The 12,953-nt window shown below is 61.7% G+C and carries 8 protein-coding genes and 1 pseudogene; 5 read left to right on the top strand and 4 right to left on the bottom strand.

Annotated elements, in window-relative coordinates; all coding sequences use genetic code 11:
- Nucleotides 1–3: 3 nt before the first annotated feature.
- The 3 genes and pseudogenes from ACSQ2Z_RS04310 to ACSQ2Z_RS04300 all read left to right on the top strand — a co-directional run bounded on the left by ACSQ2Z_RS04310 (nucleotide 4) and on the right by ACSQ2Z_RS04300 (nucleotide 1,788).
- Nucleotides 4–1,224, top strand: coding sequence for an SGNH/GDSL hydrolase family protein (locus ACSQ2Z_RS04310; protein ID WP_436080070.1), 1,221 nt, complete (start codon nucleotides 4–6; stop codon nucleotides 1,222–1,224).
- A gap of 49 nt (nucleotides 1,225–1,273) precedes the next feature.
- Nucleotides 1,274–1,468 (top strand): annotated as a pseudogene (locus ACSQ2Z_RS04305) (antitoxin MazE family protein); the annotation flags it as partial.
- The gene (locus ACSQ2Z_RS04300) at nucleotides 1,465–1,788 is read left to right on the top strand and encodes a type II toxin-antitoxin system PemK/MazF family toxin (protein WP_436080069.1); all 324 of its coding nucleotides are present in this window, start codon (nucleotides 1,465–1,467) and stop codon (nucleotides 1,786–1,788) included. The pseudogene ACSQ2Z_RS04305 and the gene ACSQ2Z_RS04300, both read left to right, overlap by 4 nt.
- 111 nt (nucleotides 1,789–1,899) lie before the next feature.
- Here ACSQ2Z_RS04300 and ACSQ2Z_RS04295 read toward each other — a convergent pair whose 3' ends face one another.
- Nucleotides 1,900–3,354 carry a glutamate synthase subunit beta gene (locus ACSQ2Z_RS04295; RefSeq protein ID WP_436080068.1) on the bottom strand — a complete coding sequence of 485 codons (1,455 nt, stop codon included), beginning with the start codon at nucleotides 3,352–3,354 and terminating at the stop codon, nucleotides 1,900–1,902.
- A 178-nt stretch (nucleotides 3,355–3,532) separates the two neighbouring features.
- Nucleotides 3,533–8,251 carry a glutamate synthase large subunit gene (gene gltB / locus ACSQ2Z_RS04290; RefSeq protein ID WP_436080067.1) on the bottom strand — a complete coding sequence of 1,573 codons (4,719 nt, stop codon included), beginning with the start codon at nucleotides 8,249–8,251 and terminating at the stop codon, nucleotides 3,533–3,535.
- Nucleotides 8,252–8,814: 563 nt separating this feature from the next.
- Here gltB and ACSQ2Z_RS04285 point away from each other — a divergent pair.
- On the top strand, nucleotides 8,815–9,861 hold the full coding sequence (locus ACSQ2Z_RS04285) for a threonine aldolase family protein (RefSeq protein WP_436080066.1): 1,047 nt from the start codon (nucleotides 8,815–8,817) through the stop codon (nucleotides 9,859–9,861).
- An 80-nt stretch (nucleotides 9,862–9,941) separates the two neighbouring features.
- Here the strand turns inward: ACSQ2Z_RS04285 and ACSQ2Z_RS04280 are convergent, their stop codons facing one another.
- Nucleotides 9,942–10,415: an Hsp20 family protein gene (locus ACSQ2Z_RS04280; protein ID WP_436080065.1), complete on the bottom strand. Its 474-nt coding sequence runs from the start codon at nucleotides 10,413–10,415 to the stop codon at nucleotides 9,942–9,944.
- A 495-nt stretch (nucleotides 10,416–10,910) separates the two neighbouring features.
- Between ACSQ2Z_RS04280 and ACSQ2Z_RS04275 the strand changes: the two genes are divergently transcribed.
- Nucleotides 10,911–11,912: an alpha/beta fold hydrolase gene (locus ACSQ2Z_RS04275; RefSeq protein ID WP_436080064.1), complete on the top strand. Its 1,002-nt coding sequence runs from the start codon at nucleotides 10,911–10,913 to the stop codon at nucleotides 11,910–11,912.
- Here the strand turns inward: ACSQ2Z_RS04275 and hisN are convergent.
- Nucleotides 11,901–12,674, bottom strand: a complete 774-nt coding sequence (hisN, locus tag ACSQ2Z_RS04270; RefSeq protein WP_436080063.1) for a histidinol-phosphatase — start codon at nucleotides 12,672–12,674, stop codon at nucleotides 11,901–11,903. The two genes, ACSQ2Z_RS04275 and hisN, sit on opposite strands and share 12 nt — an antisense overlap.
- Nucleotides 12,675–12,953 lie beyond the last annotated feature (279 nt).

The raw sequence follows: 12,953 nt of genomic DNA, 5'->3' as shown, positions 1-12,953 counted from the left end.
TTCATGAGCACGAAAACGGCATTCAGACGCGGCGTGAATTGGCTGCTCAATGGCCTGATCGTCATCGCGGTCGGCGCCACGGCATTCGTGATGGAGCCACCGCGACAGGCCGGTGCTCAGGAGCGCCGATCGATCATCGACATGTTGTTCGGTTTCGGCCGGCGGCGGCCACCGCCCGTCTATGAAGACGTTCCGATCTACGAGCCCCGGCAGAGGCAGCCGCAACAGCGCCAGAAGCCACGAAAAATAAAGCAGAAGACCAAGCCCGCTCCGGTCGAGCCCGCCCCCGTCGTGGTTGAAAAACTGGAAAATGCCAAGAAGGTTCTGGTCGTCGGCGATTTCATGGCCGGCAGTCTCGGTGACGGGTTGAAAGTTGCCTTCGAGACGACGCCCGGTGTCGTCATCGAAACCCGCGCCAACGGCTCCTCTGGCCTGGTGCGCGAGGATTATTTCAACTGGCCGGAAAACCTGCCGGTTTATGTCGCCGAGGTGAGCCCATCGATCATCATCGTCAGCCTCGGTGCCAACGAACGCCAGCAGATGTCGATCGACGGGGAAAAGGAAAAATTCCGTGCCGACCGCTGGCTTGCCGAATACACGCGCCGCACCGGCGCCTTCGCAGCACTCGCCCGCAGCGAGAATATCCCCCTGCTTTGGGTCGGTATGCCGCCCTTCCAGTCCACCGCAATGACCGCCGACATGGTTACCCTGAACGGCATCTTTCGTGCGGAAACTGAAAAAGTCGGCGGCAGCTTCATCGATATCTGGGACGGTTTTGTCGACGAGAGCGGCAAATTCGTCATGACCGGGTCTGACATCAACGGCCAGCAGGTTCGCCTGCGCGGCTCAGACGGCATCAACCTGACGAAGGCCGGCAAGCGCAAGCTTGCCTTCTACGTCGAGAAGGACATCCGCAAACTGCTCGGCGACGCGGCCGTCTCGACGCAAGACGTTCCGGGTGCCGACGGGCTGAAAGACCTCGTCGTGGCTGCCCCCACCGCCAACGAAGACATCCTCCAGACCCAGCCGATCAGCCTCGATGATCCCGATCTCGATGGCGGCGCGACCCTTCTCGGCGGCACGGCACCGCTCACCAGCGGCAAGAGCCCGCGCGACCGCCTGGTCGAAAAGGGCGAGATCGCCGATGCTCCGGTCGGACGCGTCGATGATTTCCGCCTGGCGAAACCGGAGACGGTGATCAGCAACCCGGTGATGAGGAATTGAGGAGACCTCGTGGCGTGCCACGCATCCCGCAACCGGGGCTGTTGATTGACAAAAGCGCCGGGAGAGTCTGCGCGCGGCAGGACTGCGGCCTTTGCAGATATGGGTTCCCGACACAAGGCGACCAGGATTCACCGAGCAATGCCGCCGTCAATCGCTGTTGGTTGCGAAGGCCGATGCGATCGATCAAGAGTTACGGGACTTCATGGATGCCGCCCTTGCCGACCTGGATACCGACAACGCATGAGGCGGGGCGATCTTGTCACAGTCGCGATGCTCGGCGATTTCGGTAAGCCCCGCCCGGCCTTTATCATTCAGTCGGATCAATTCGACAGGAACGCCACCGTCACCGTCCTGCTGGTTTCCGGCACGCTGGTCAACGCGCCCTTGATCCGGTTGACCACCGAACCAACACGTGAAAACGGCCTCCGTAAGACGTCACAGGTCATGATCGACAAGATCATGACCGTAAAGCGCGACCGACTTGGAGAGGCGTTCGGCCGGATCGACGACGAAACAATGATTGCCGTCAATCGGTCGATGGCCCTGTTCTTAGGCTTCGCATGATCGTGGCCGTAGAACACGCGCTATCGCGAACATGAATATGCGGCGCTTCTCGTGGGAGCACCGCATGCCGCTGATCGAGTTACCTCAGTCGGTCCCTTACAACGCCCTACCCTACCGCGGCAGCACCGTCGAGCCCATCAGCGCCTCATCGACGGCGCGGGCCGCCTGGCGGCCTTCGCGGATCGCCCAGACGACCAGCGACTGGCCGCGGCGCACGTCGCCGGCCACCCAGAGCTTGTCGACCGAGGTGCGGTAGTCCTTGTCGTCCGCGACGACATTGGTCGAGCCGCGGCGGTCTGTGTTGATCGTCAGCTTGTCGCCGAGATCCTTCAGCACGCTGTCGGTGAACGGGCCGCTGAAGCCGATGGCGATGAAGGCAAGATCGGCCTTGATGATAAATTCCGTGCCGGCGATCGGCTTGCGGCGCTCATCGACCTGACAGCACTTGACGCCCGTCAGCATGCCGTCTTCGCCGACGAATTCGAGCGTTGCCACCTGGAACTCGCGCACTGCGCCTTCGGCCTGGGAGGAGGAGGTGCGCATCTTCGTTGCCCAAAACGGCCAGACGGCAAGCTTGTCTTCCTTTTCCGGCGGCATCGGCCGAATGTCGAGCTGGGTGACCTTGACGGCGCCCTGGCGGAAAGCGGTGCCGACGCAGTCCGACGCGGTATCGCCGCCGCCGACGACGACGACATGCTTGCCGCCGGCCAGGATCGGATCGGACGGCCAGCCGACGCTGTCGATGTTCTCGCGGCCGACGCGGCGGTTCTGCTGGACGAGGTAAGGCATCGCGTCATGCACGCCGGCAAAATCAACACCGGGAATGCCGGCATTGCGCGGCGTCTCCGAACCGCCGCAGTAAAGCACTGCGTCATGTTCCTCGATCAGGCTGTCGACGGTGCGGTCGACGCCGATATTGACGCCGCAATGGAAGGTGACACCCTCGCCGCGCATCTGATCGACGCGGCGGTCGATGAAGTTCTTCTCCATCTTGAAGTCCGGAATGCCGTAACGCAGCAGGCCGCCGGGCTTGCTTTCGCGCTCATAGACATGAACCTCGTGACCGGCGCGGGCGAGCTGCTGCGCCGAGGCCATGCCGGCCGGGCCGGATCCGATGACCGCAACCTTCTTGCCGGTCTTCGTCACCGCCGGCTGCGGCACGATATAGCCCATCTCATAGGCCTTGTCGGCGATCGCCTGCTCGACGGTCTTGATCGCGACCGGCGCGTCCTCGAGGTTCAACGTACAGGCTTCCTCGCAGGGAGCGGGGCAGATGCGGCCGGTGAACTCCGGAAAATTGTTGGTCGAGTGCAGGTTGCGGATCGCCTCGTCCCAGTTGCCGTTGTAGACGAGATCGTTCCAGTCGGGGATCTGGTTGTGCACCGGGCAGCCGGTCGGGCCGTGGCAATAGGGGATGCCACAGTCCATGCAGCGCGCGGCCTGCTTCTGCACTTCCGGGTCCGACATCGGGATCGTGAATTCGCGGAAATGCCGAATGCGGTCCGACGCCGGCTGGTACTTCGCCAGTTGCCGGTCGATTTCCATGAAACCTGTAACCTTACCCATGTTTCGTCCCTTATATCATAGAGGAGGCCACGCGGGACCCCAGTATCAGTAGGCGAAGCCGATCAGCGCACCCGGCCCGATGAATTCCATATTGATCTCGTCGTTCGCCATGAACGCGATCGCCGGAACAGCGACCGTAACACCCCGCCGAAATCACCCGATGAATGGCAGCCGCGGCTTACTCCGCCGCGACGCCCATCCGCATGCGCTCCATTTCCTCCAGCGCACGCCGGTACTCGACCGGCATGACCTTGCGGAATTTCGGCCGGAACTCGACCCAGTGGTCGAGAATCTCCTTGGCCCGCGGCGAACCCGTGTAGTGCAGATGGTTCGAGATCAGCTGATAGAGCCGCTCGTCGTCATGGCGCGTCATATCGCCGGATATGTCCACCCTGCCCTTGTGCATGAGATCGCCGCCGTGATGATGCAGTTTCTCCAGCATGTCGTCCTCTTCCGGAACCGGCTCGAGCTCGACCATCGCCATGTTGCAGCGCTTGGCGAAGTCCTCGCTCTCGTCCAGCACATAGGCGACGCCGCCCGACATGCCGGCCGCGAAGTTGCGGCCCGTCTCGCCGAGAACGACGACCACGCCGCCGGTCATGTATTCGCAGCCGTGATCACCCACGCCTTCGACGACCGCGATGGCACCGGAGTTGCGGACCGCGAAGCGTTCGCCGGCAACACCGTTGAAGTAGCATTCACCGGAGATGGCACCATAGAGCACCGTGTTGCCGACGATGATCGACTTGGCTGCGACGATCTTCGAGGTTTCCGGCGGGCGCACGACGATGCGGCCACCCGAGAGGCCCTTGCCGACATAGTCGTTGCCGTCGCCGATCAGTTCGAAGGTAATGCCGCGCGCCAGGAAGGCCGCGAAGGACTGGCCGGCCGTGCCGCGCAGCTTCACCGAGATCGTGTCATCCTTGAGCCCCTTGTGGCGATAGCGCTTGGCGACTTCTCCCGACAGCATGGCGCCAGCCGAACGGTCGACGTTCCTGATGTCAACCTCGATCGAGACCGGGGTCTTTGATTCCAGCGCCGGCTGCGCGGCGGCAATCAGCTTGCGGTCAAGGATGTCGTGGATCGGATGGTTCTGCTTCTCGGTCCAGTAGGTCTTCTCCTTCGGCGCATCGACCTTGTAGAAGATACGACTGAAATCGAGACCATTGGCCTTCCAGTGCGAGATCATCGCGTCCTTCTCGAGCAGTTCGGAAAGGCCGATGATGTCGTCGAACTTGGCAAAGCCGAGCGAGGCGAGGATTTCGCGCACTTCCTCGGCGACGAAGAAAAAGTAGTTGACCACATGCTCCGGCGCACCCTTGAAGCGCTTGCGCAGGACCGGGTCCTGCGTCGCCACGCCCACCGGACAGGTGTTGAGGTGGCACTTGCGCATCATGATGCAGCCGGCGGCAATCAAGGGCGCCGTCGAGAAGCCGAACTCGTCGGCTCCGAGCAGCGCACCGATGATGACGTCACGGCCGGTCTTGAGACCCCCATCGACCTGCAGCGCGATACGCGAGCGAAGCCCGTTCAACACCAGCGTCTGATGGGTCTCGGCAAGGCCGATTTCCCAGGGAGAGCCGGCATGCTTCAGCGAGGTCAGCGGCGAGGCACCGGTGCCGCCGTCATAGCCGGAGATGGTGATGTGATCGGCGCGCGCCTTGGCAACACCGGCCGCAACCGTACCGACACCGACTTCGGAGACGAGCTTTACCGAAACGTCTGCTTCCGGGTTGACGTTCTTCAGGTCGTAGATCAGCTGCGCCAGATCCTCGATCGAGTAGATGTCATGGTGCGGCGGTGGCGAGATCAGGCCAACGCCCGGCGTCGAATGCCGGGTCTTGGCAACCGTCGCGTCCACCTTATGGCCGGGCAGCTGGCCGCCCTCGCCGGGCTTGGCACCCTGCGCCACCTTGATCTGCAGCATGTCGGCATTGACCAGATATTCGGTCGTCACGCCGAAGCGGCCGGACGCCACCTGCTTGATGGCTGAACGCTCGGGGTTCGGCGAACCATCATACAGCGGGAAGTAGCGATCGGCTTCCTCGCCGCCTTCGCCGGTGTTGGACTTGCCGCCGATGCTGTTCATGGCGATCGCCAGCGTCGTATGGGCCTCGCGGCTGATCGAGCCGAAGGACATCGCCCCGGTCGAGAAGCGCTTGACGATGTCGGCGGCCGGCTCCACCTCGTCGATCGGGATCGGCTTGCGGCCGTCCGCGCTTGTGATCGAGAACAGACCGCGAATAGTGTTCATGCGCAGCGCCGCACCATTCACCATTTCGGAGAATTCCCGGTACCGGTCGACGGCATTGCCGCGCACGGCGTGCTGCAGCGAGGCAACGGCGTCCGGCGACCAGGCATGGCCTTCACCGCGCATGCGGTAGGCGTATTCGCCGCCGATGTCGAGCGTGTTGGCAAGGATCGGATCGGGACCGAAAGCCGCCTTGTGACGGTTGAAGGTTTCCGTGGCGATCTCCGCAAGGCCGATGCCCTCGATCTGCGTCGCGGTACCGAAGAAATAGCGGTCGACGAGCTCCGACGAGAGCCCGATAGCGTCGAATATCTGGCCGCCGCAATAGGACTGGTAGGTCGAGATGCCCATCTTGGACATGACCTTGAGAATGCCCTTGCCGACCGCCTTGATGTAGCGATAGACGACTTCGCCGCCATCGACTTCCTTCGGAAACTCGCCGCGCTTGTGCATGTCGGTGAGCGTATCGAAGGCGAGATACGGGTTGATCGCTTCGGCGCCGAAGCCCGCCAGCAGGCAGAAATGATGCACTTCGCGCGGTTCGCCGCTCTCGACGACAAGACCGACGGAGGTGCGCAGCCCTTTGCGGATCAGGTGATGGTGCACGGCCGCGGTTGCCAAAAGCGCCGGGATCGCAATGCGATCCGGGCCGATCTGGCGGTCGGAGAGCACGATGATGTTGTAACCGCCAAGGACGGCCGCTTCCGCCCGCTCGCAGAGCCGGTCGAGAATTTCCGGCATGCCTTCGGCGCCACGCGCGACGTCATAGGTGAAGTCGAGCGTCTTGGTGTCGAACCGGTCTTCGGTGTGGCCGATCGAGCGGATCTTTTCCAGGTCGCCATTGGTCAGGATCGGCTGGCGCACTTCCAGCCGCTTGGCATGCGACATGCCGGCATGATCGAGAATATTCGGGCGCGGACCAATGAAGGAGACGAGGCTCATCACCAGTTCCTCGCGGATCGGGTCGATCGGCGGGTTGGTGACCTGCGCAAAATTCTGCTTGAAATAGGTGTAGAGCAGCTTCGCCTTGTCCGACATAGCCGAGATCGGCGTGTCGGTACCCATCGAGCCGATTGCCTCCTGGCCGGTCGTCGCCATCGGCGACATCAGGATCTTGGTGTCTTCCTGACTGTAGCCGAACGCCTGCTGGCGATCGAGCAGCGACACGTCGCGGCGCAGCGCCCGCGGCTCGACAGGCTTCAGATCCTCCAGAATGAGCTGGGTGTTGTCCAGCCACTGACGGTAGGGATGCGCGTTGGCAAGGTTCGACTTCACCTCCTCGTCGGAGATGATGCGACCTTCCTCCATGTCGATCAGCAGCATTTTGCCCGGCTGCAGGCGCCACTTCTTGACGATGCTTTCTTCCTTCACCGGCAAGGTGCCGGCTTCGGACGCCAGTATGACGCGGTCGTCATCGGTGACGAGATAACGGGCCGGGCGCAGACCGTTGCGGTCGAGTGTCGCGCCGATTTGGCTGCCGTCGGTGAAGCAGACGGCGGCCGGACCGTCCCACGGCTCCATCAGGGCAGCATGATATTCGTAGAAGGCCTTGCGTGCCGGCGCCATCAGTTGGTTGCCGGCCCAGGCTTCCGGGATCAGCATCATGACGGCGTGCGACAGCGGATAGCCACCCTGCACGAGGAATTCGAGCGCGTTGTCGAAACAGGCCGTATCCGACTGGCCCTCATAGGAGATCGGCCAGAGCTTGGAGATGTCGTCGCCGAACAAAGGCGAGGACACCGATGCCTGCCGCGCGGCCATCCAGTTGACATTGGCGCGCAGCGTGTTGATTTCGCCGTTATGGGCGACCATGCGGTACGGATGCGCCAGCTTCCAGGAGGGGAAGGTGTTGGTTGAGAACCGCTGGTGCACCAGCGCCACTGCCGATTCGAAGCGCGGGTCGGCCAGATCCTTGAAATAGGCAGCCACCTGATAGGCGAGGAACATGCCCTTGTAGACGATGGTCTTCGACGACAGCGATACCGGATAGAAGCCGGTCTCGGCACCATGGAAGGCATCATAGATACGGTTGGAGATCACCTTGCGCAGCGTGAACAGGCGGCGTTCGAACTCGGCATTGGTCGCCGCATGGCGGCCGGCGCCGATGAACACCTGCAGATGATGCGGCTCGGTTCCGGCGATTTCCGGCGCCTTGGAGAGAGAGGAATTGTCGACCGGCACTTCGCGGAAGCCGAGCAGCGTCTGCCCTTCTTCGGCGACGACGTCGGCGATCACCTGCTTGAAATGGGCAATCTGGGCCTCGTCCTGCGGCATGAACAGGTAACCGACGGCATATTCGCCGGCCTTCGGCAGCGTGACACCTTGAAGAGCCATTTCCTCGCGGAAGAAGCGGTCGGGAATCTGCACCAGAATGCCTGCGCCGTCGCCCATCAACGGATCGGCCCCGACGGCGCCGCGATGCGTCAGGTTCTCCAGGATGAACAGGCCATCCTTGACGATCTGGTGCGACTTCTGACCCTTCATATGCGCGACGAAACCGACGCCGCAGGCGTCATGCTCGTTCTTCGGGTCGTAAAGGCCCTGTTTTTTCGGCAGGCCGAACGGGAATGCGGCGTCTTTCTCAACCGTCGCCGTTTGGCGCACAGTGTTGAGTCCAGTTTCGGTGGATGGCGTAAAGTCCGTCATCGTCTTCCTCCTGTTGACCCGGCTTGAGACCGGATTTTCCGCAGTCCAGGCAGGCTTTTGCGGGCAGGTTACCCGTTCCAGGCCGGCGCCGGCATTATCGTTGCATGATCCTGATCCGGTCGCAAATGAAGCATTTACTGCATCAGGCAAAGAGTGCTCGCGACCATCGCAATTGCCACGTCAGCCCGGACAATCGAGCGTCCGGCGCGGTTGACAATCGTCAGCCGGCCACCGCTTTGCGGGGCTTCCCGGCGTCTTTCCGGTCTTGAGACCGAAATAGGACAGCAAGACTGTCCTATTTCATAGGCTCTATGCCAGAAAGCTCCCCAGACCGCAAGGGTACCAATATAAAATATTCTGGGCGATTTTGCTGAACATTGCGGTTAATTTCGCATTTTTGTAATTTTCTTTCGCCAACCCGCCGTTTTCTTCAATTTGGTTTCAAACTGGTCTGACATTGTCCCTATCTGGCAGTTCCGGTTGATTGCCGCTCCAGCTTCTTTATGGTCGGCGCTACCCCAATTCCGCCGGAGCTTGCGCCCGGAAACCACAGGAACACATCGATGATCTTCTCCTCCGACAATTGGGCGGGCGCCCATCCCGTGATTGCCGAAAGCCTGGTCAAGGCGGCTGGCGGCTTCGCCTCTGCCTACGGCACCAGTGACCTCGATAAAAAGGTGGAGAAGACACTTTCCGACGTATTCGAACGCGACGTCGCCGTCTTCTTCGTCGCGACCGGAACGGCAGCCAATTCGCTGGCGTTTTCCAGCGTCAACCGCCCGGGCGGCCACATCTTCTGCCATCGCGAAGCGCATGTGAATGTCGATGAATGCGGCGCGCCGGAATTTTTCTCTCATGGAAGCCGCCTGACCCCGGTCGATGGTCCGCTCGGCAAGGTCGATCCCGTGAGGCTGGAGGCCGAGATCAAGCGCTTCCCGCCCGGCTTCGTCCATGGCGGACAGCCGATGGCAATCACGATGACGCAGGCCACCGAGGCCGGCACGGTTTACAGTCTCGATGAGATCGACACGATCGCGCACATCGCAAGGAAATTCAAACTGCCTCTCCACATGGACGGCGCGCGCTTTGCCAATGCGCTGGTGACGCTCGACGTCAGCCCGGCTGAAATGACCTGGAAACGCGGCATCGACCTGCTCTCCTTCGGTGGCACGAAAAACGGCTGCTGGTGTGCCGAGGCGCTCATCCTGTTCGACACCGCAATGGCCGGCCAGATGCATTATCTGCGCAAGCGCTCCGGCCAACTCTTCTCCAAGTCCCGCTTCATCGCCGCCCAGTTCGATGCCTATCTCGGAGGTGGCCTCTGGCTCGACCTCGCCCGGCACGCAAACGGCATGGCGAATCGGCTGGCCGACGGCATCGACGCATCGACAGACGCACGGCTTGCCTGGCCGAGCGGTTCCAATGAACTCTTTGCCATCCTGAAGAAGGACGCGGCGAAAAAGCTGGAAGAAAAGGGTGCCGTCTTCTACGACTGGCCCGTGCCACACACATTGGCAGGATCGATCGCGGCCGACGAAGGCCTTTATCGTCTGGTCACTAGCTTCGCGACGACCAACGAGGACGTGGAGCGATTTATCACGGCCTGCTAAGCCCTGCCCGCGGCACCCCAAATAAAAAACGGCGCCCTCCCGGACGCCGTTTCTTCATCTCTTGATCGATGCTCGAACGCTTACTTGGCGGTTTCGACCTGGGTCGCTTCGATCTGCTTCGGCTGCGACTGCGCAACGGTGATACCGATCTTGCGCGGCTTGGCAGCTTCCGGGATCTCGCGCAGGAGATCGATGTGAAGCAGGCCGTTCTTCAGCGAAGCGGACTGGATCTCCACGTGATCGGCGAGCTGGAAGCGGCGCTCGAAGGCGCGCTTGGCGATGCCGCGATACAGGAACTGGTTTTCCGGTGCCTTTTCTTCGCCTTTCTCACCCTTGACGGTCAGCGTGTGCTCGCGCGCTTCGATCGAAAGCTCGCTTTCGTCGAAACCGGCGACAGCCATGGTGATCCGGTAGGTGTCTTCACCGGTCCGCTCGATATTGTAGGGCGGATAGGTCTGCGACTGGTCCGGCTGGCCGAGGCTGTCAAGCATGGTGAAGAGGCGGTCGAAGCCGACCGTGGAACGGTAGAGGGGGGAAAAATCAACGTGACGCATGATGTCCTCTTGAGAGCAACTGTTAGCGATCATGGCTTTGTCATCCCGAAAGCGGCGAGGGCAAAGCCGGTTAAACGGGCCCGTCTTCGGCACCCGCAGTGATGAGATGGGAATTGTTTTTCCGGCCTTCAAGACCCCGAAATCAGGTTCCACCGCCGAAAAACGCGGCCTTTTCGATAAACGCAGGATGAACGGATGGTTCCGGCGGCATTCAGATTCCATACGCTAATATGGCATTATCGGAAGACAAGGCAGGCAGCACGGTGAACGTCCCTTCTCCCGCACGCTGCCCGCCTTCAGCCGACCGACTGTCTCCGGCCGGGAACGGTAAATCAGTCCCCACCGTTTCCGGCCCTTTTTCTTTGACGGCCGGCGCCCGCTCGCCTATCCCTGGTGCCAATGCTGTGCCTGCACACTTCCTTAATCGGACTCCCCCAAGTATAGAGTCTGTTATCAGCGCACACCTTGCGGAGACCCGCCGGACCGATCTTGCCCATGATGCCCACCCTTCATTCCACCCCGGACAATCCGATCCCCGACAATCACACCGTAGGCTTCTTCGAGGGCGCCGGGGCCAAGAAAATCCGCTACGCGATTTTTAAATGCGATGCGCCGGTTGCCAAGGGCACTGTCGTGCTTCTCCAGGGCCGCAATGAATCGATCGAGAAATATGCCGAGACCATCACCGAATTGACGGCGCGGGGCCTCTGGGTCGCGACCTTCGATTGGCGCGGCCAGGCGGGCTCGGAACGCCTGCTGAGGACGCCCCGCCGCGGCCATGTCCGCCGCTTTTCGGACTACGAGCGCGACCTCACCATTTTCCTCGACAAGATCGTGCTGCCCGATACACGCCTGCCCTTCTTCATGCTTGCCCATTCCATGGGCGCATTGATCGCCCTGTCGCAGGCGCCGCTGCTCGCCAGCCGCATCGATCGCCTGGCGATCCTGGCGCCCTTCGTTGCGCTTGGCGGCCAGAAGCTGGGGCACGGCACGATCAGTTGTCTCGCAGCCGCCTTCAGCTTGTGCGGGCTCGGCTTCCTGCCGTTGATGCGCGACAACGGTTCACTACCGTTTTCGGAAAACCCGCTAACGTCGGATGCCCGGCGCTTTGCCCGCAACAAGGCGCTGACAGACACGCATCCCGAACTGGCACTGGGGCCGCCGACTGCCCGCTGGCTGCACGAAACCTTCAAGGCGATCAAGCGCACGACCAGCCGCGAGCACCTGACGCAGATCCGCGTGCCCACCATCATCCTTGCCCCGACGCGGGACCAGCTCGTGCCGCACCTTGCCGTCGAGAACCTCGCCCGCAACTTCCGCGCCGGCCACATGATTCCCATTGATGGTGCCCGCCACGAACTGCTGCAGGAGGCAGATTACTACCGCGCCCAGGCCATCGCCGCCATCGAAGCCTTCATTCCCGGCAGCAGCGCCGATATGGCGATGACGGACATGGACGAGCCATCCGGCGAGAGCGTCGAGCATTCAGCCCTTTAGGATCGCCAGCGCCTGTTGGTGAACCTCGGCGCTGCCGGCGGCGATGATTTCGCCGCCCATTTCCGCAGGCCCGCCGTTCCAGTCGGTGACGATGCCGCCGGCCTGTTCGATCAGCGGGATGAGCCCGCCGACATCATAGGGCTTCAGGCCGCATTCGATGACGAGGTCGATATGGCCGGAGGCGAGCAGCGCGAAGGCGTAGCAATCGCAGCCGTAGCGGGCGAGCTGCACCTTGCTCTGAACGGCTTCGAAGCGGGTCTTGATGTCGCGGGTATAGAGATGCGGCGACGTCGTGAACAGGATCGCCTGGCCGAGGTCGGCGCAGGGGCGTGTGGCGATCTTCCTGTTGCCGTCCCGGCCGCGATAAAACGCATCCTTGCCATCGGCGAAGTAGCGCTCCTCGGTAAACGGCTGGTCCATAAGCCCCATCACCGCCTCGCCCTTGTGGTAGAGACCGATCAGCGTTCCCCAGACCGGCAGGCCGGAGATGAAGGCGCGGGTGCCGTCGATCGGATCGATGACCCAGACATAATCCCGGTCAAGCCCGACATTGCCGAACTCCTCGCCGAGAATGCCATGATCGGGAAAATGGCTTTCGATCAGGTTGCGGATCGCCGCTTCGGCGGCACGGTCGCCTTCCGTCACCGGATCGAAGCCGGCCGCCTCCTTGTTGGCAACGCTGATGCCGGTGCGGAATCGCGGCAGGGTTTCCGCCTTGGCCGCGTCGGCGAGGCGATCGAAAAATTCACGGTCCGGCAGCATGGAGCCTCACGAAAATCGAGGAAAGGGATGCTTAACGTGCTTATTGCAGATTTTTTTAAAAAAGAAGTCTGTCCCCGAAAATTAGGAAAAATGCGGCGGATTCGCCCTAAGAGAAAGCGGCACGGCGCAAGATTCCCGAAGAACGTACCTCAAAAATCGCCGGAGCGCTTCGGAACCGAGCTATTTTGGCAATTTCTCATCACCGGAAATGGCGCATCGCAGCAAACGAGGCCCTGAACTCACTTGACAATTGTGCGCTGCAATATTAACTTTTCCCTA

Source organism: Pararhizobium sp. LjRoot235, from assembly GCF_964254145.1.
Classification (GTDB): domain Bacteria; phylum Pseudomonadota; class Alphaproteobacteria; order Rhizobiales; family Rhizobiaceae; genus Pararhizobium.
This window is presented reverse-complemented; position numbering and strand designations above follow the sequence as displayed.